We start from the raw sequence: 19,027 nt of genomic DNA on the forward strand, positions 1-19,027 counted from the left end.
TTTCAGGATGGTTTTTCTCTTTTTAAAATTAATTAAAAAAACACTTAACACTCTCTTTATAAAGTGCAATCAGATATTACTCTGAAATCACTTTTTTAATGATTGTTCCTTTGTCAGATGATATTTTAACAAAGTACATTTGTGCTTGTTGTTTGGTGAAGTTCACTGGAATTGTAATTTCTTTATTGGCACGAACATCAGTATCTGTTTGTGTTGACAATAAAACACCTCTGATATCATAAACCTCAATAGTTACCGGTACATTGCTTTCAAATCTGTAAGTCATTGTCAGATTGTCTTTGAAAGGAACTGGGTAAATATCTACATCTACAACTTCTGTCAAACCTGCTTTAGCAATAATCAGCGGAGGACAAGCCTGAGTTGTTGGAGAGAATTCTACAAAGAATCTACATTTATCAAATCCTACATTGATTGCTGCTACTGCATCATTAATGTTAGAATGAGTTACTCCAGGAGGCAATAAACCACCTAAGGCATTTTTAGCCAATTGGAATAAATCCCAAACTTTTGGTTGTGCAGGTAATGCTGCAATTACATTCGCTGGAATTGGAAGCTGAGAACTTTGTATAGCGTTTGGTTGCAATAAACAATCTGCCTGAACCGGATCTTCACATGATGAATCAGTAGCTCTGGCTGCAGTTACAAGATACATTCCGCCACTGCCTTCAAGACTAAAGTTTCCTACTGATTCAGACAAATCTGCCGGCATATAAAGATTTAATGCCAATGCAATAGTTTGTCCTAACAATACATTTCTGATTTTACCGTTTTGAAGCGGTTGTACTGTATAAGGTGTGTAATCACCTGTTATAGAAGCTGCAGGACCGTTGCCCGGCATAATTTCTATAATTTTATTTACATCAGCGGGAGTAGCAGTAAATGAGCCTCCCGGATCAGCTGCGCCGGTTCCTCTACCAATATACATGTATTCACCCGGCATATTAAGCAGGCTGTTTAGTATCAAATTATAGGTGGTCGATTGTCCGTCAGGAGTACAAGCAATACCTCCTTTATTACCATAATACCCTTGGGTATAAGTACAGAATGTTCTACAGTTTTGAATGGTTACGTCTGCGGAATCTGATGCTGTACATCCATTGGCAGGATTTGTAACAGTCACTGTATAAGTTCCTGCAGTCACTGTTGGTGTTGCTGTGTCAGCGCCTGAAATAATATTACCCCCGTTACTTGCTACCCAGGCAAATGTTGCTCCAAGTGTAGAAGACGAACCGCTTAAAGAAGTTGAGGAACCACCACAAGGAATGGAGGCATCATCACCTGCTGAAGCGTTTGGTGGTGTATTATTTAAGGTTACTACCGCAAAATCAGAGGCGGTACATCCATTAGCCGGATTAGTAACAGTCAAAGTATAAGTTCCTATTGCATCTACGGTTGGTGTTGCTGTATTGGCGCCTGAAACGATATGACCTCCATTACTCGCTACCCAGGCAAATGTCGCTCCCGGTGTAGAAGAAGAACCGCTCAAGGCTATTGAGCTAACAACACAAGTCAATTCTTTATCAGGACCAGCATTTACATTTGGTGGCGTATTATTCAAAGTTACTAAAGCCACATCAGTAGCAGTACAACCATTAGCCGGATTAGTCACCGTTAAAGTATAAGTTCCTGCAGCATTTACTGTAGGTGTTGCTGTATTGGCTCCTGAAACGATATTTCCTCCGTTACTCGCTACCCAGGCAAAGGTTGCGCCAGGTGTAGAAGATGAACCGCTTAATGCAATTGAAGTAGTAGTACAAGTCAATTCTTTATCAGCTCCAGCATTTACATTTGGTGGTGTATTGTTTAAAGTTACTAAAGCCACATCAGTTGCTGTACAACCATTAGCCGGATTAGTCACCGTTAAAGTATATGTTCCTGCAGCATTTACCGTTGGCGTAGCCGTATTGGCTCCTGAAACAATATTACCTCCGTTACTCGCTACCCAGGCAAAAGTAGCACCTGGTGTAGAAGATGATCCGCTTAAAGCAATAGAAGTAGTAGTACAAGTCAATTCTTTATCAGCTCCAGCATTTACATTTGGTGGTGTATTGTTTAAAGTTACTAAAGCCACATCGGTAGCAGTACAACCATTAGCCGGATTAGTCACCGTTAAAGTATATGTTCCTGCAGCATTTACCGTTGGCGTAGCCGTATTGGCGCCTGAAACAATATTTCCTCCGTTACTCGCTACCCAGGCAAAGGTTGCGCCAGGTGTAGAGGATGATCCGCTTAATGCAATTGAAGTCGTTGTACAAGTCAGTACTTTATCGGCTCCAGCATTTACATTTGGTGGTGTGCCATTTAAAGTAACCAAAGCAACATCGGTTGCAGTACAACCATTAGCCGGATTGGTTACCGTTAAAGTGTATGTGCCTGCGGCATTTACTGTAGGTGTTGCTGTATTGGCGCCTGAAACAATATTACCTCCGTTACTCGCTACCCAGGCAAAGGTTGCGCCAGGTGTAGAAGATGAACCGCTTAATGCAATTGAGGTTGTAGTACAAGTCAGTACTTTATCGGCTCCAGCATTTACATTTGGTGGTGTATTGTTTAAAGTTACTAAAGCCACATCAGTAGCAGTACAACCATTAGCCGGATTAGTAACAGTCAAAGTATAAGTTCCTGCAGCATTTACTGTAGGTGTTGCTGTATTGGCTCCTGAAACGATATTTCCACCGTTACTCGCTACCCAGGCAAAAGTGGCACCAGGTGTAGAAGATGATCCGCTTAATGCAATTGAAGTTGTAGTACAAGTCAATTCTTTATCAGCTCCAGCATTGGCATTTGGTGGCGTATTGTTTAAGGTCACAACAGCAAAATCAGTTGCAGTACAATTCCCTACCGGACTTGTAACTGTCAAGGTATAAGTACCTGCTGCATCTACTGTTGGTGTAGCTGTATCGGCTCCTGAAACGATATTTCCTCCGTTACTCGCAACCCAAGAAAAAGTAGCTCCTACCATCGAGGAAGAACCACTCAATGCAATTGAGGTTGTAGTACAAGTCAGTTCCTTATCAGGACCGGCATTGGCATCCGGAGCATCAATTACAGTCAGATTTCCTGTGGCTGGTTCAGATTCACAGAAATTAGGACCGGCACCTTGAGCGATAACCGTAACCGTGGTACTTGAAGTCGCCGGATCTATTGTAAAGACATTGTTGGCTGTAAATGGCCCACCGTTGAATGAATAAGTTATTGGTTCAATACCTCCATTAACAACAGCGGTAAATGTGGCCTGTCCTCCACTACAAACTGTAACATCATTGATGGTAACTTCAGGCTGAACATTAAAGTTTCCTCCGGCAAAGTCATCCAATGAAGCGGTTACTGATTGTGAAGCTCTGGCTTCTAATAAGAAACTGGAAAAACATGTGTTGGTTAAGTTTAAACTCGACAAATCAACTTGTCCTTCATAAAATTCATTGGTATCATAGGTTGGATTTAAGAAAGTCCAACCGTCAGGTATAGGATAAGCTGAAGCGTTATTTATCGCTACGGTTCCGCTGAGACTAGTGGTATTCAAACGACCATTTGTATTGGGAACATTTCCGCCTGTACCAACCCATTGAAAAATTTGCACTGTGGCTAATGATCCTCCGTTAGTAAAATCAGCAAGAATAAGGATATCACCTACTGCATGTGCGGGAGCAAAATCTCCTCCATCCGGTGACGTCTGTAAGACCCTTGGTGATGTTCCATTTAGGAAAAACCAAAAACCAATTTGGGCATCTCCATTGTTGGATGTTCTGTCACCGGCAAAATACAATACGCCATTATCATCCAGAACAGCGGCGGCATTGGCAATGTCATTTTTGGCCTTGGTTTGCCCTATAACCCAAGTCAAATGTTCATTTGTCGTTCCATCAGCAAAGAAAAAATCTTTGGAACTGGTAAACTGGTTATCAACCTGACCCGTTCCGAAGGCATCAAGTACATAACTTTTTACGCTAAAGAAAGCGAAGTTTTCAGCATCCCAATCTTCGGGATTACCATCAACCGTAATAGTTTGAGCTATCGAAGCATTAGAAAATAAAAAAAGTCCCAACAGCAAAATAAAACTATTGACACTTTTGCCAAGACTACTCAATCTATTTAAGACATTATTACTGTCTCCTACTTCATTCTCAGGAACGGTGTCCCTGCAACCGTGAAAGTCCATGACTTTCGAATGCATAATTTTTTTCATAATGTAGGGTGTTAGAGTTATACCACATCATGAGCAAATTAAAATTTGATAAACCTGAGGAATGAATTTTCTACTTAAAGATAATTTATATCGGCTTCTAAAAAAAAGGAGTGTAAAGTTACTGCATTTCATAAACACTCGTTAAAATTTAATCAAATTATCTATAAAAAGATTAATTTATCCGATTAAATACATTTCTTTAACAAGTATTTTTACAATTTTACAATAAATAAGATTTATCTGTAATCCAATTATTTGCACATTTTATAATCGAATTTATCCTAATATCCCCACTACCAAAAAGACCTTCTGAACAGTGCTTTGTAGCAATAACATCCATAAAAAAAAGCGGACTTTTGGTCCGCTTTACTATTCTTATGCAATTTCTGATTTACTGCACTTTGATAATCTTGCTTTCGTCAATATTGAAGGCTTTTACCACGGCATTGTAATCATTGAAGTTTACTTTTGCGTCTTTTCCAAAATAAGCTGGTATCACTACCACTCTGAAAACTTGGTTTAATCGGTAACTTGAACTTACACCGGCCAAATCAAAGCCTTCCATATAAACTTGGGCATCAAATCGGGTGAAGTCAAAATCATATCTCAAATCTAAAGTACCATCACCGAAAAAATAGGTTTCAGGTAATGGTTTCCAAATATCTTCACCTTGGAATGAACCTGACAGACGATACACTAAAACCATGTCAGAGTTGAAAATCGCATGCGGATATTCCAACACTACACTGTAGTCATTTGGTAAAAAATTCACATTTGTGTATTCAAATACTTCACCAATGGTATCATTATCGATAGCATCTCCATCATTGTCGTTCACTGTACAGCTTTGCAACGTTATCATCCCGATAAAAGCTACAATAAGGGTAATCTTTTTCATAGTATATAGTTTTAAAATGATTAATGATATTTGGCTTTATTCAATATTGATGCCAAACTTTTCTTTTTAACAAAAATTTACAATAGCAAAATATATTTATCTTTGTGAAGCCTTGCCGCCACTTGTAAAACTGAATGTCCAGTGGGCATCCTCCACTTAAATCAAATATGGGAAGAAACAATCCAAAAAACATCAAAGCGCACAATGACAAACTTCACAAAGCGCAAGATAAGGAAAAAGCAAAGAAAGCAGCTCGTGCAGAACAGCTAAAAGCGATAGTAAAAAAGTTTAATGAGAATAAAGACGAAAAATAAAACCTCACATCACTGTGAGGTTTTTATCTATATTCTAAGTCTTCATTACATATTCCTTCTATACTGGCCGCCCACTTCAAACAAAGCTGAAGTAATTTGTCCTAACGAACAATACTTCGTCGCTTCCATCAGTCTTTCAAACAGATTTTTATTACTAATAGCAGCTTCCTGCAACATATTCAAATGTTCTTCTTCCAATCCGGTGTTGGCCTGGTGAAGTGTTTCCAATGTTTTGATTTGGAATTGTTTTTCTTCTTCTGTCGCACGGATTACTTCCATTGGTACAACCGTTGGTGATCCTTTTGAACTCAGGAAAGTGTTCACCCCGATGATTGGGAATTCTCCTGTATGTTTCAAGGTTTCGTAATACAAACTTTCTTCCTGAATTTTACTTCTTTGGTACATCGTTTCCATCGCGCCAAGTACTCCGCCACGTTCAGTGATTCTGTCAAATTCCTGTAATACTGCTTCTTCTACTAAATCGGTTAGTTCTTCAATGATGAACGAACCCTGGATTGGATTTTCATTTTTGGCCAAGCCCAATTCCTTATTTATAATCAACTGGATTGCCATCGCTCTGCGCACTGATTCCTCGGTTGGCGTGGTAATAGCTTCGTCATACGCATTGGTGTGCAATGAATTACAGTTGTCATAAATCGCATACAATGCTTGTAAAGTCGTACGAATATCATTGAAGTCAATTTCCTGTGCGTGTAACGAACGACCTGAGGTCTGGATGTGGTATTTCAACATCTGTGCTCTTTCGTTGGCGTTGTATTTTTGTTTCATGGCTTTCGCCCAAATTTTACGCGCTACTCTTCCGATAACCGCATATTCAGGGTCAATTCCGTTAGAGAAGAAGAATGATAAGTTTGGTCCAAAATCATTAATGTTCATGCCACGGCTTAAATAATATTCCACATAAGTGAAACCATTCGCCAACGTGAACGCCAATTGCGTAATTGGGTTCGCTCCTGCTTCCGCAATGTGATAACCCGAAATCGAAACCGAATAGAAATTACGCACATTCTTTTGGATAAAATATTCCTGAACGTCACCCATCAATCGCAAGGCGAATTCTGTAGAGAAAATACAGGTATTCTGCGCTTGGTCTTCTTTTAAGATATCCGCCTGAACCGTTCCGCGAACCTGAGTAAGCGTTTTGATTTTGATTTCGTCATAGATTTCTTTTGGCAATACCTGATCTCCGGTTACACCTAAAAGCATTAAACCTAAACCATTATTTCCTTTAGGCAATTCACCATTGTATCTCGGACGCGCTACTTTTTTAGCCTTATAAATTTCATTGATTTTCTCTTCGATTTCCACCTGAAGATTGTTTTCAATGATGTATTTTTCACAGTTTTGGTCGATAGCCGCGTTCATAAAGAATCCAAGCAACATCGGTGCCGGACCGTTAATTGTCATCGAAACCGAAGTCATCGCGTGACTCAAATCGAAACCGGAATATAATTTTTTGGCATCATCCAAACAACAAATAGAAACTCCGGCATTTCCGATTTTTCCATAAATATCCGGACGTAAATCAGGGTCGTTTCCGTATAAGGTTACCGAGTCAAAAGCTGTCGACAAACGTTTCGCAGGCATTCCGAGAGAAACATAATGGAAACGACGGTTGGTTCTTTCCGGTCCGCCTTCTCCGGCAAACATACGCGTTGGATCTTCACCCTCACGTTTGAATGGATACAAACCGGAAGCAAACGGGAATTCTCCAGGAACATTCTCTTGTAAATTCCATTTTAAAATATCGCCCCAAGCTTGGTATTTGGGCAACGCTACTTTTGGAATTTGGCTGTGGGACAAACTCTCAGTGTGGGTATCAATCTTAATTTCCTTGTCACGTACTTTAAAGCTATAGACAGGGTTTTTATATTTGTTTACCTTGTCATTCCAGGTCAGAATGATTTCCCAATTGAATGGATCAAGGTTCATTTTTACTCTATCAAATTCCTTAACCAATAAGTTTAGGAAGTCTTTGTTATCTTCATTGAAATTCAAACTATTAACATCAACACCAGCTTTATCAATATCAGCCTGTTTTTTAGCAACGCTTTCAATGGTTTTATAAATACCATATAACTTCTGAGCGACTTCAACCTGCGTTAAAACAGTTTCGTCATATTTGCGGTTGTTCTCGGCAATTTCAGATAAATAACGCGTTCTGTGTGGTGGAATGACAAATATCTTCTCACTCATTTCACGAGTGATTTCGAAAGTGGATTTTAAATCAGCTCCGGTTTTTTCTACAATCTTATCCATGATTTTTTTGTAGAGCGTATTCATCCCCGGATCATTGAATTGTGATGCAATGGTTCCGATAACCGGCATTTCATCAGGATTGGTATCCCAAAGATTGTGATTGCGTTGGTATTGCTTTTTCACATCGCGAATCGCATCCAATGCACCACGTTTATCGAATTTATTAATCGCTACCAAATCCGCAAAGTCAAGCATGTCGATTTTTTCCAATTGGGTTGCGGCACCAAATTCCGGTGTCATTACATATAAGGAAACATCTGAATGTTCTAAAATCTCGGTATCACTTTGACCAATTCCTGAAGTTTCAAGAATAATAATATCGTATTTAGCCGCTTTCAACACCTGAATGGCTTCAGCTACATATTTAGAAAGAGCCAAATTCGATTGACGAGTAGCCAACGAACGCATATAAACTCTAGGATTGTTAATAGCATTCATACGGATTCTGTCTCCCAACAAAGCGCCGCCTGTTTTTCTTTTTGACGGATCAACCGAAATCAATCCGATGGTTTTTTCAGGGAAATCGATTAAGAATCTACGGACCAATTCATCCACTAAAGATGATTTACCCGCACCACCGGTACCGGTAATTCCCAAAACGGGAATTTGTGTTGATTCATTTTTCTTATGAATGGTGTCCAAAGTTTCTTTGGCTACATCAGGGAAATTCTCTGCCGAAGAAATCACGCGGGCAATCGCCGTTGGGTTCTTTTCTTCTAAATGGTTGATTTCTCCATTCAATACATCACCCACAGGAAAATCAGACTGTTTTACCAAATCATTGATCATTCCCTGTAATCCCAAAGCACGTCCGTCATCCGGAGAATAAATACGGGTAATGCCATATTCATGCAATTCAGAAATCTCAGAAGGCAAAATTACACCGCCGCCGCCGCCAAATATTTTGATATGACCGGCGCCTTTTTCCTTTAATAAATCGTGCATGTATTTGAAATACTCATTGTGACCACCTTGGTAAGATGTCATCGCAATGGCATTGGCATCTTCTTGTATGGCTGTGTTCACAACTTCTTCTACACTACGGTCGTGACCAAGGTGAATAACTTCAACACCAGTCGCCTGGATGATGCGGCGCATGATGTTTATCGCGGCATCGTGACCGTCAAAAAGAGAAGCTGCAGTTACAATTCTGACTTTATTTTTTGGAATATACGGGATTTGTGGTTCCATTTTGAGAATATGATAATTTAAGTGCCGCAATTTACGCAATTAATAAAAATTACACTGTAAATCGATGGCATAATTTTTGTCAAGTTTAGACAAATATTAACAGTTGCCAAATAATCTATTTCTAACTTTGACATTCAAATATCTTTTATGAAATCGAAGATTCACGAATTCGGAAAAAACAATTTAAAAAACATGAGTAAAACAATCCTTGCCCTTTTAATTTCTTATAGCTTACTAAGCTGTGCTGAACTACAACAAGTTGCCAATCAATTTCCGGATATAAACTCCAATGGTCAACTCGACATTGCCGGCGGACTCAAAGAAGCGCTCAACAATGGAATTTCCAAACAAGTATCAAAATTAACAGCCATGGATGGTTTCTATAAAAACGAAGCCGTTAAAATCCTGATGCCGGAAGAATTGCAGAAAGTTGACAAAGCTTTGAGAAAAATTGGCTTGAGTTCATTAGCTGATGACGGAATCAAAATGCTGAATCGCGCTGCCGAAGATGCCACAAAAGAAGCTACTCCGATATTTATAGATGCTGTAATGCAGATGAGTTTTACTGATGCCAAAAACATTTTGATGGGTGATGAACGTTCGGCTACGACTTATTTACAAAATACAACCACCACTCCATTGTATGCCAAATTCAATCCGGTAATCAAAAATTCATTTGCCAAAGTTGGTGCCGATAAGGTTTGGAGCAATATAATTACCAAGTACAACGCTATTCCTTTGGTTAAAAAAGTAAATCCTGACTTGACCGATTATACAACCAACAAAGCGTTGGAAGGTGTTTACAAGATGATTGCGGTGGAAGAAAAAAACATCAGAACTGATATCAAATCGAGAACGTCAAACCTACTGCAAAAAGTTTTTGCCTTGCAAGACAAGAAGTAGCAAGGCGTTTCTAAAATTTTAGAAATCAATAACATAAGTATAACATAACCTTAACATAAGAACTCTAAAACGAGCCTTATCTTTGCAGAGTAATAAATTGGTTTTTTATTATATTGGTTAGGTTAGTTAAAAAATCGCCGGTGTCTGGGAAGACATCGGCATTTTTTTTTAAGCTATTTTTTCGTGCAGTTTTTTGAAATAAGCAAAGGCTTTTACCAATCGGCTGCCATACCAGGAAAACATCTCTCCATCCACAAAAACAGTCTTGGCATGATGGGTAAAGCGACCTAATTCAAAAGCATGTTCGTCTTTAAACGGAAATGGCTCTGAAGACAATAGAACCAAATCGGGATCACCTTGAATTCGCATTTTCTGGATAATCACTTCAGGATATCTTCCTTCATACTTCGGATGATTATTGTAAATATTTTCGAATTTATTGAGCTTTAATAATTCATTGATAAAAGTATCGCCGCCGGCTACCATATAAGGATTGGCCCAAATAAAATAAGCCACCTTACTGACTGGTTTGTCTTTAATGAAATGTTGGAAATCGGTGCAGGCAAAATTGATTTTGTCAATCCATTTCTGTGCTTCGGTTCTTTTATTAAAGAGTGCACCAAAATCTTCTATCATTTTCTGATTGTCATCCAGCGTAATGATATTGGTTACCCAAACGGGACAAATTTTGGATAATTCCGCTACGATTTCGAGCGTATTCTCTTCTTTATTGGCAATGATAATATCCGGTTGTAGCTCAAGTATCTTCTCCAAATTCACTTTTTTGGTACCGCCGATAATCTTTTTGGTCGATTTAAAATGAAATGGATGCACACAAAATTTAGTAATCCCAACGATGCTTTCTTCCAAATCCAAATCATACAGCAATTCGGTTTGGGATGGCACAAGCGAAACTATTCTTTTGGGCGTAGTTTCAAAAGTGTGTGTTGTACCGAGTTGGTCTGTGAATGTTTTGGCCACGTTGTTACATAATTATTGGTCTGCAAACTTATTTCTTTTTTGGCAATTTCACAGCGCTTTGCAAAGTCAATTACTCTAGTTTAATTCGCTTTGGTATAGTTTTTATATAGGTACAACAACATCTTTCAATCATTTTAATAGGTTATGTTTGCCAATAATCTTTAAATCAATCCTGATGCGTAATTTCCTTGTCATAGTCTGTCTGCTTATCTTCTTTACACTTCAGGCGCAAGTCATTCAGGATAATTTTGAAGGAAACGGAAATATCGCTACCTGGTTTGGTGACGATTGTGCCATCGAACATCCATTTGCCAATCCGTTTCAAAGTGGTACTAATACTTCGGCTAATGTTTTAAGATATGCCGATACCGGAGATGCCTATGCCAATGTTCGTTTTGACTCCAGTTACAATTTTGATTTAACGCCCAATAGTTCGTTTTCCTTTAAAATATATATTCCTTCCAACAGCATTACAGGAACGCAACCCAATCAGATTTCGCTTAAGCTTCAAAACGGTGATTTAGCCGAACCCTGGACAAGCCAATGTGAAATCATCAAACCGCTTTTGTTGAACCAATGGCAAACAATAACCTTTGATTTTGCCACTAATCCTTATCTTAATTACAACCCCAATTCCGGAAATCCGATAAACCGATATGACTTTAACCGTGTTGTAATTCAAATCAATGGTGAAGGCAATACAGATCAGGTTTTAGCCTATATCGATGATTTTTATCATGCCGGTTCGGTAAATCCGGTATTCAACAATTTAGTCTGGTCGGATGAGTTTGATGTACCCGGCGCTGTAAATTCACTTAAATGGCACCATCAAACCCAATTGCCAAATGGTGACAGTTGGTACAACGGCGAAATACAACATTATACCAATCGCCAGATCAATTCTAATGTCAGCGGTGGCTTTTTGAATATCGTGGCCAGAAAAGAAACCTATACCGATCAGGGCGTAACCAAACAATATACTTCTGCCCGATTGAATTCTAAATTTGCTTTTACTTATGGCCGAATGGAAGTTCGTGCCAAATTGCCTTCGGGTGCCGGAACCTGGCCTGCGATATGGACCTTAGGCAAAAACGTTATTGAACCCGGTGCTTATTGGTCGGCTACAAACGGAACCGTCAATTGGCCGGCTTGCGGTGAAATAGATGTAATGGAACATTGGGGAAACAACCAGAACTTTGTTCAAAGTGCGATGCATACGCCTTCCAGTTTCGGCAATACGGTAAATCTTGGCGGGCAAACCATACCGACAGCCTCAAGCCAATTCCATATTTATGCTTTAGACTGGAATTCAGAAAGAATGATCTTTACGGTAGACGACGTAATTCATTATGTTTACAACCCCGCGGTAAAAAACGCATCGACCTGGCCTTTTAATGCACCGCAATATATATTGTTGAATTTTGCCATTGAAGGCAATATTCCAGCATCTTTTAACCAAGGTACATTCCAGGTTGATTATGTAAGGGTTTATCAGGAAAGTACGTTGTCAAACGCAGAACCAATTGCATTAAGCGAACCTGTTTTATTCCCAAATCCGGTGGAGAACGAACTGACTATTGAAAATATCAATTCAGAAATGCATGGAAAAATATACTCGCTTTTGGGTCAGGAATTACAGTCTTTTATGGTCAACGAAAATCAAAGCACCGTTGATTTTTCGGCTTACGCCAAAGGCATTTATATTGTAAAGATTGAAACGGAAACCGGCACGAAAACCTATAAAATCCTTAAGAATTAGCAATCGATAAAATCGTTTCCATTTCCTGTTGCAATTTTAGGGCTTCTTCCCTCGCCTTTTGGGCAAAATCTGTACCGTTGGAAGCATAAATAATCCCACGTGAAGAGTTGATCAACAAGCCAACATCCTCATTCATTCCGTATTGACAAACTTCTGAAAGACTTCCGCCCTGTGCACCAACACCGGGAACCAGAAAGAAACTGTTTGGAACAATTTTTCGAATTTCGGCAAAATATTCCGCTTTGGTTGCGCCCACAACATACATCAGGTTATGGCTGTTTTTCCAGGTTTTGGAAGCTTTGATAACTGTTTTGTATAATGCTGAACCGTCAACATTTTTCGTCTGAAAATCAAAAGCACCATCATTGGATGTCAGAGCCAGCATAATGGCGTGTTTATTCTCAAAAGCCAAAAACGGTTCGACCGAATCTTTACCCATATAAGGTGCAACGGTTACACTGTCAAAATTGAAATCTTCCAAAAAAGCTTTGGCATACATCGTTGAGGTATTTCCAATGTCACCGCGTTTTGCATCTGCGATAGTGAAGATTTCCGGATGGTTTTCGTTGAGGTAATTGATGGTTTTTTGGAGTGATACCCAACCTTTCAATCCATAAGCTTCATAGAAAGCCATATTGGGTTTATAGGAAACACATAAATCATGTGTGGCATCAATAATCGCTTTGTTGAATTCGAAAATAGGATCTTCTGAGGCTAATAAATGCTGAGGAATCTTGGTTAAATCGACATCCAAACCAATACATAGAAAGGATTTCTTTTGGCTAATTTGCTGAACGAGTTGCTGTGTTGTCATTTTTTGTAGTTGTGGCGCAAAGTTACAAATTGCAAAACAAAATGTGATAATTTTATAACATTAGCTTGAAATTATGTAACGGGCTTTTTTGGTAACTAAAATATCTTTGTAAAGCTAATAATAAGTAATGCCTTATTTTATTATAGCTGATAATAAAAGTTGGGGTTAGAGAGAAAAAAAAGCCGTATTAATTTACGGCTTTTTTGATGCCAAATATTTTTGTTACATTTATGGACAATTATCATCTGAACCCACTTTTATGAAAATCTTTATCAAATTTGACTTTAATGCCGTTTGCAGGAAAGTCCTGGAAGAAAAACTTTTAAAATATAATATACAACACCGAGTGCTCGGTTTTGGTGAGGTTGAATTTTTGGGGAAGGTTGATACCGAAGATTTTACTGCATTCACCGAGGAACTCAAAGAATATGGCATCGATATCATTGAAAACCAGAAAACTATTTTGGTTCAGAAAATGAAAGACACCATAATAGAAATGATTCACAGTCCGGAATTAGTAAATGTCAAAAGCTCTGTTTATCTTGCAGAAAAATTGAGTCACAGTTATGGCTATTTATCTAATTTGTTTTCTGATGTAACGTATACCTCAATTGAGAATTACATCATTTTGCAAAAAATAGAATATGCCAAACAACTTATCGTAAGCGGTCAGCTGAGTTTAACAGAAATTGCTTTTAAACTCAACTACTCCAGCGTAGCGCATTTGAGTACTCAATTTAAGAATGTCACAGGAATTACACCGTCGGCATTCCAAAGAATAATATCTAAAAGAAGAGAGATAGCTAACAAAAAATAATTTATGGATAAGGAATATATACATATCATTCTGGCTGATGATGACGAAGACGACAGATTGTTTTTTACAGATGCCTTTGATGAATTAAAAATCAATACTAAAGTCAATACATTTAACGATGGCGTTGAATTGATGAATTATTTGAATAAGCCTGATGCCATTTTGCCGAATGTGTTGTTTCTTGATTTGAACATGCCACGAAAAAACGGTATCGAATGCCTTGATGAGATTAAGAGTGACGAACGATTCAGTGATATTGCCATCGCTATCTTTTCAACTTCCTCATCTGAAGAACATATTGAAGAAACCTTTATCAGAGGTGCCAATATTTACATCAAAAAGCCAAGCGATTTTGCAACGCTGAAAAAAGTATTGTCAGATGTGGTTACCATCAATTGGCAGTACCATACCTCAGGGTTAAACAAGGATAATTTTTTATTAAGAATCTAACATAAATGCCATGAAGCTGACTAATACGTTTTATAAATCACCCATTTTTCTCAAAAGCGTTTTTGTAGTTTCCATTTTTGCCATATTCTTCATCTCTGCGGTTACTTTCAAACACCTTAATGCACTCAACGAATCCTCCAAATGGATCAATCATTCCTATGATGTCAATTTGGAATTGGAGCGTTTATTCTCCTATTTGAAAGATTCCGAAACCGGTCAGCGTGGTTTTATGATTACCAAAGACTCTACTTTTTTGGTTCCGTATATTAATTCCAAAGAGAAAATCAATCGTTCGTTTGCACTGGTGGAACGCTATACCAAAAATGTTCCCGGACAGGAAACCAATTTCAGGAAATTACAGTTTTATATCAGCAAAAGGCAAAATTACCTTTCAAAGACTTTACACAGATCACTATACAAAGGATTGAATGATAAAGAACTAAGGCACCAAATGCTCGTTGGCAAAGAAACAATGGATAGCGTGCGGAGCCAGATGGACAAGATGATTCTTTTGGAGAAAAAAACCTTAATCGCAAGAGAATTAAATTATAAAGACACCATAAAGGTCACGCCAATCTTTATCTATATAACACTATTGATAACGCTGGTCTTGATTTCCATTTCCTATATCCGGATCAATCGCGATTTAGAAAAAATGCAAGTCGCAAATAACCGTTTGACGGTGCTCAATGAGACCAACAATCTCGCAGAAATTGTGGGTAATTTTGGAAGCTGGCAAATGAATATTCACACCAATGAATATGCTTTCTCGGATAATATTTACCGATTACTCGGTCGCGAACCCCAATCGTTTAAGCATGGACAGGATGATTTTCTGAAACATGTACATCCCGAAGACAAAACCCATTTTGAAGCCATCAACTCTGAAAGATTAGAAAAAGAAAACCTTCCGACGTTTACGTACAGAGTCATCAGAAAAGACAAAAAGCTGCGTTATTTCAGAACGACAGGCAGAATTGTAACCAACAAATCGGGAACTGATATTTTAATTGGAACGACCAGTGATGTAACCGAAGAAGTTTTGGCCTCATTGTCACTAGAACAACAAAACCTGGAACTGGAAGCCAGCAACAAAGAGCTGTTGGCTTTTAACTATGTAGCGAGCCATGATTTGCAGGAACCATTGCGCAAAATCCAGACTTTCATTTCAAGGCTTTCCGAAAAAGAATCGGATACCCTTTCTAACAACGGAAAAGAATTCATCGCCCGTATACATTCTTCAGCAGAGCGAATGAGAATCCTGATAGACGATCTGCTTCAGTATTCGAGAGCCAATAAAACCGAGAAGGTTTTTGAAAAAGTGGAACTCAATGACTTATTGGAGAACGCCAAATCTGATTTAGCGGAAGTTATCGAAGAGAAAAAAGCCGAAATAAAAAATAATGCCCTGCCAAAAATGAAAGTAATTCCATTTCAGATTCAGCAGTTGTTTATCAACCTGATTGGAAATTCATTAAAGTACAGCAAAGAAGGTGTGGCACCAAAAATCAAAATTACGGCCGAAAGAGTAACGGCTTTTGAAGAGGAAATGATACCAAAGAACACCAAGAATAAATTCTATAAAATCACCTTTGAAGATAATGGAATTGGCTTTGAACAGGAATATGCCGAAAAAATATTTGTGTTGTTCAACCGATTGCACAATAAAACAGAATATGCCGGAACCGGAATTGGCTTAGCCATTTGCAAGAAAATAGTCGAAAATCACAAAGGCTACATTTTTGCAGAAGGCAAGCCCAATAAAGGCTCAATCTTCACCATTTATCTTTCGGAAGACTGCTAAAAAGATTTGTTGGTAAAAAAATGAAATCCTATGTTTTACATAGGATTTTTTTATGCCCATAATGGAAATTCTATAACAATTAAAAAAATTGTTGTAACGCAAAAACGGGTGACTCATTGCAACTTTGTAGTATAATAAATCATACAAATTTATTGTTAAACAAAAAAATCTGTCCCATGAGAAATTTTGTCCTACTATTTACAGCATTATCACTACTACAAGTGAATGCTCAAGTCACAGAAGAAAAAAAACTAACTGTTGACCCGCAAACCAATTGTGAATTGCGTTACTACTATTTCCCTAATATGCAGGCTTATTACGATATGAAAAATGAAGTATTCCATTATCAGGAAAATAACACCTGGGTAATTAGTCCTGAACTTCCTAAAAATTATTGCGGTTACTCGCTTTACAAAAAAGAAAGAGTAGTCATTACCGATTTTGAAGGTGATAATCCGGAACAATTTATCAAAATCCACAAAGAAATGTATCCGTTTAATCCTAAAGGAAGAGCTAAAAGACCAGCACAACCAATCATAACAGGAGAACCTGTCGTTGTTTTTTAATAAACACCAAAAAAACGGCTATGAAAAAAAACAGCATCCTAAGTTTATGCTTGGCCGTGAAATCACAAAAATAAAACTGTCAAAATAATAGCAAAATTAAATAACAATATCATGCAAAATTTATTATACACAATCGCCGTGGTGTTAATAGTACTCTGGGTTTTCGGATTCCTGGTATACAATGTAGGCGCCATAATCCATATTCTATTGTTAATTGCAGTAGTTGCTGTACTGCTGAAGGTCATTAAAGGAAAAGAGATATAGATGGTAGAAAACGACATAACAATCTTTTAAAATCAATACCATGAAAACTATTTTTAGAAATTCCGTGAAATTAGTTGCGGTGTTATGTCTGTTCATTTCGACTGCAACATTTGCTCAAGAAGCAGAAAAGAAAAATTACGATCAAGGTTTCCGTTTAGGATTTGGACTAAGTGGTGGTTTGCCACTTCAGGATCCATACGAATTTAATATAGGTGGAGATATTCGACTTCAATATGATTTATCCACAAAATACTCTTTGACTTTTACAACAGGATTTAATAATTTTTTCGTTAACGGAGACGATAATGATTTAGGTTATATTCCGGTAAAAGGTGGATTTAAAGCTTTCGTCCTAAAAGACAAACTTTATTTACTAGCTGAAGTTGGTGCCGCTTTTGCCGTAACCAATGATTATGATGACACTTCATTCTTATTAAGTCCCGGCATAGGTTACGCAAATGAATACTTTGACGCCAGTTTGCGTTACGAACACTATACCGACTTTCCGATAGTCAACGATAATGGAACCGCCGATAAAGGTTTGGGACAAATTGCTTTGAGATTTGCTTACGGATTTAGGCTCTAGCATTTTGAGTCTACTGCTAATAAGCAAGAAAAAGGGCTAACGTTTTATGTTAGCCCTTTTTATATTAGAAAACTTCGCTTTCTTTTAGTTTCTCAGTATTGGCAACCAATTGAAGTTCATCAATCATCTTCTGAAGGTTACCATTCATAAAACCATCTAAATCAAAAATACTCAATCCAATTCGGTGATCGGTAATTCTTCCCTGAGCATAATTATAGGTTCTAATCTTAGCCGAACGGTCACCGCTACTCACCTGAGACGAACGCTTGGTTGCATCTTCGGCTTGTTTTTTGGCCAATTCCATTTCGTATAAACGCGAACGCAAAACCGTTAAGGCTTTGTCTTTATTTTTATGTTGTGATTTCTCATCCTGACATTGCGCAACTAAACCAGTTGGAATGTGTGTCATACGCACCGCCGATTTGGTTGTATTTACCGATTGTCCTCCCGGACCTGATGAACAGAAGAAATCAATACGAACATCATTCATGTCAATTTGCACATCAAACTCTTCCGCTTCCGGTAAAACCATTACCGTTGCTGCCGAAGTATGAACTCTACCTTGTGTTTCCGTTTGCGGTACACGTTGTACACGGTGAACACCCGCTTCAAATTTCAGGGTTCCGTAAACATCTTCTCCGGTTACTTCAAAAATCACCTCTTTAAAACCACCGGCAGTTCCTTCGTTCATGTCAACTACCGAAGTCCTCCAACCTCTGCCCTCACAATATTTGGTATACATTCTGTATAAATCACCAGCAAAAATAGAGGCTTCATCACCACCGGTTCCGGCACGGATTTCCACCATTACATTTTTAGCATCTTCAGGATCTTTCGGAATCAAAAGGAATTTGATTTCCTCTTCCAATTGTGGCAAACGATCTTTGGCTTCATCCATTTGCATCTTGGCCATTTCCACCATTTCAGCATCAGAACCATCATCCAAAATCTCGTTGGCTTCAGCAATATTATCAGTTAGGCGTACATATTCCTCACGCTTATCCATTAATGCTTTTAATCCTTTGTATTCCTGATTTAACTGTACATAACGCTTTTGGTCGGCGATTACATCAGGCTGAATAATCAAATCTGATATCTCGTCGAAGCGTTGTTTTACATATTGTAATCTGTCTAACATTTGTTTTTCTTTCTATTTTGGAGTGCAAAAATAGTGAAAAGTGTTCATTTATAGG

General features: G+C 38.2%; 15 protein-coding genes. 9 read left to right on the forward strand and 6 right to left on the reverse strand.

Features of this window, described 5'->3' with window-relative positions; genetic code table 11:
- Positions 1-76: 76 nt before the first annotated feature.
- Both P1K33_RS07255 and P1K33_RS07260 read right to left on the reverse strand, forming a co-directional pair.
- Positions 77-4,207, reverse strand: a complete 4,131-nt coding sequence (locus P1K33_RS07255) for a T9SS type A sorting domain-containing protein (protein ID WP_284652251.1) — start codon at positions 4,205-4,207, stop codon at positions 77-79.
- Between the two features lie 391 nt (positions 4,208-4,598).
- The gene (locus tag P1K33_RS07260) at positions 4,599-5,105 is read right to left on the reverse strand and encodes a hypothetical protein (protein ID WP_284652252.1); all 507 of its coding nucleotides are present in this window, start codon (positions 5,103-5,105) and stop codon (positions 4,599-4,601) included.
- A 167-nt stretch (positions 5,106-5,272) separates the two neighbouring features.
- Between P1K33_RS07260 and P1K33_RS07265 the strand changes: the two genes are divergently transcribed.
- Entirely contained in the window at positions 5,273-5,419 is a 147-nt protein-coding gene (locus tag P1K33_RS07265; protein WP_284652253.1) for a hypothetical protein, read from the forward strand.
- A 45-nt stretch (positions 5,420-5,464) separates the two neighbouring features.
- Here P1K33_RS07265 and P1K33_RS07270 read toward each other — a convergent pair whose 3' ends face one another.
- A complete protein-coding gene (locus tag P1K33_RS07270; protein ID WP_284652254.1) occupies positions 5,465-8,890 on the reverse strand; it encodes a methylmalonyl-CoA mutase family protein in 3,426 nt (1,141 codons plus the stop codon).
- A gap of 192 nt (positions 8,891-9,082) precedes the next feature.
- Between P1K33_RS07270 and P1K33_RS07275 the strand changes: the two genes are divergently transcribed.
- A complete protein-coding gene (locus tag P1K33_RS07275; RefSeq protein WP_284652304.1) occupies positions 9,083-9,793 on the forward strand; it encodes a DUF4197 domain-containing protein in 711 nt (236 codons plus the stop codon).
- Between the two features lie 168 nt (positions 9,794-9,961).
- Here the strand turns inward: P1K33_RS07275 and P1K33_RS07280 are convergent, their stop codons facing one another.
- Positions 9,962-10,774 carry an ABC transporter substrate-binding protein gene (locus P1K33_RS07280; protein WP_284652255.1) on the reverse strand — a complete coding sequence of 271 codons (813 nt, stop codon included), beginning with the start codon at positions 10,772-10,774 and terminating at the stop codon, positions 9,962-9,964.
- Between the two features lie 175 nt (positions 10,775-10,949).
- On the opposite strand from P1K33_RS07280, the gene P1K33_RS07285 reads away from it, so the two are divergent.
- Positions 10,950-12,533: a family 16 glycosylhydrolase gene (locus tag P1K33_RS07285; protein WP_284652256.1), complete on the forward strand. Its 1,584-nt coding sequence runs from the start codon at positions 10,950-10,952 to the stop codon at positions 12,531-12,533.
- Here the strand turns inward: P1K33_RS07285 and pyrF are convergent.
- The gene (gene pyrF / locus P1K33_RS07290) at positions 12,523-13,347 is read right to left on the reverse strand and encodes an orotidine-5'-phosphate decarboxylase (RefSeq protein WP_284652257.1); all 825 of its coding nucleotides are present in this window, start codon (positions 13,345-13,347) and stop codon (positions 12,523-12,525) included. The genes P1K33_RS07285 and pyrF overlap by 11 nt on opposite strands.
- Positions 13,348-13,606: 259 nt before the next feature.
- On the opposite strand from pyrF, the gene P1K33_RS07295 reads away from it, so the two are divergent.
- The 6 genes from P1K33_RS07295 (at position 13,607) to P1K33_RS07320 (ending at position 17,834) form a co-directional block, all read left to right on the forward strand.
- Entirely contained in the window at positions 13,607-14,164 is a 558-nt protein-coding gene (locus tag P1K33_RS07295; protein WP_284652258.1) for a helix-turn-helix domain-containing protein, read from the forward strand.
- 3 nt (positions 14,165-14,167) lie between these two features.
- Positions 14,168-14,614: a response regulator gene (locus tag P1K33_RS07300; protein ID WP_284652259.1), complete on the forward strand. Its 447-nt coding sequence runs from the start codon at positions 14,168-14,170 to the stop codon at positions 14,612-14,614.
- A 10-nt stretch (positions 14,615-14,624) separates the two neighbouring features.
- Entirely contained in the window at positions 14,625-16,418 is a 1,794-nt protein-coding gene (locus tag P1K33_RS07305) for a sensor histidine kinase (protein WP_284652260.1), read from the forward strand.
- 176 nt (positions 16,419-16,594) lie between these two features.
- Complete coding sequence (locus tag P1K33_RS07310) at positions 16,595-16,984, forward strand: hypothetical protein (protein ID WP_284652261.1); 390 nt, start codon at positions 16,595-16,597, stop codon at positions 16,982-16,984.
- 111 nt (positions 16,985-17,095) lie between these two features.
- Entirely contained in the window at positions 17,096-17,248 is a 153-nt protein-coding gene (locus tag P1K33_RS07315) for a lmo0937 family membrane protein (RefSeq protein WP_284652262.1), read from the forward strand.
- A gap of 40 nt (positions 17,249-17,288) precedes the next feature.
- Entirely contained in the window at positions 17,289-17,834 is a 546-nt protein-coding gene (locus P1K33_RS07320; protein ID WP_284652263.1) for a hypothetical protein, read from the forward strand.
- Between the two features lie 64 nt (positions 17,835-17,898).
- Here P1K33_RS07320 and prfA read toward each other — a convergent pair whose 3' ends face one another.
- Positions 17,899-18,972 carry a peptide chain release factor 1 gene (gene prfA / locus P1K33_RS07325; RefSeq protein ID WP_284652264.1) on the reverse strand — a complete coding sequence of 358 codons (1,074 nt, stop codon included), beginning with the start codon at positions 18,970-18,972 and terminating at the stop codon, positions 17,899-17,901.
- Between the last annotated feature and the right edge of the window lie 55 nt (positions 18,973-19,027).

Origin of the sequence: Flavobacterium terrisoli (genome assembly GCF_030167905.1) — a bacterium.
Lineage (GTDB): Bacteria > Bacteroidota > Bacteroidia > Flavobacteriales > Flavobacteriaceae > Flavobacterium > Flavobacterium terrisoli.

Excerpts from the sequence above, each read along its gene's own strand:
- P1K33_RS07255 (WP_284652251.1), bottom strand. The coding sequence starts at position 4,207 with ATGAAAAAAATTATGCATTCGAAAGTCATGGACTTTCACGGTTGCAGG.
- P1K33_RS07260 (WP_284652252.1), bottom strand. The coding sequence starts at position 5,105 with ATGAAAAAGATTACCCTTATTGTAGCTTTTATCGGGATGATAACGTTG.
- P1K33_RS07265 (WP_284652253.1), top strand. The coding sequence starts at position 5,273 with ATGGGAAGAAACAATCCAAAAAACATCAAAGCGCACAATGACAAACTT.
- P1K33_RS07270 (WP_284652254.1), bottom strand. The coding sequence starts at position 8,890 with ATGGAACCACAAATCCCGTATATTCCAAAAAATAAAGTCAGAATTGTA.
- P1K33_RS07275 (WP_284652304.1), top strand. The coding sequence starts at position 9,083 with ATGAGTAAAACAATCCTTGCCCTTTTAATTTCTTATAGCTTACTAAGC.
- P1K33_RS07285 (WP_284652256.1), top strand. The coding sequence starts at position 10,950 with ATGCGTAATTTCCTTGTCATAGTCTGTCTGCTTATCTTCTTTACACTT.
- pyrF (WP_284652257.1), bottom strand. The coding sequence starts at position 13,347 with ATGACAACACAGCAACTCGTTCAGCAAATTAGCCAAAAGAAATCCTTT.
- P1K33_RS07295 (WP_284652258.1), top strand. The coding sequence starts at position 13,607 with ATGAAAATCTTTATCAAATTTGACTTTAATGCCGTTTGCAGGAAAGTC.
- P1K33_RS07300 (WP_284652259.1), top strand. The coding sequence starts at position 14,168 with ATGGATAAGGAATATATACATATCATTCTGGCTGATGATGACGAAGAC.
- P1K33_RS07305 (WP_284652260.1), top strand. The coding sequence starts at position 14,625 with ATGAAGCTGACTAATACGTTTTATAAATCACCCATTTTTCTCAAAAGC.
- P1K33_RS07310 (WP_284652261.1), top strand. The coding sequence starts at position 16,595 with ATGAGAAATTTTGTCCTACTATTTACAGCATTATCACTACTACAAGTG.
- P1K33_RS07315 (WP_284652262.1), top strand. The coding sequence starts at position 17,096 with ATGCAAAATTTATTATACACAATCGCCGTGGTGTTAATAGTACTCTGG.
- P1K33_RS07320 (WP_284652263.1), top strand. The coding sequence starts at position 17,289 with ATGAAAACTATTTTTAGAAATTCCGTGAAATTAGTTGCGGTGTTATGT.
- prfA (WP_284652264.1), bottom strand. The coding sequence starts at position 18,972 with ATGTTAGACAGATTACAATATGTAAAACAACGCTTCGACGAGATATCA.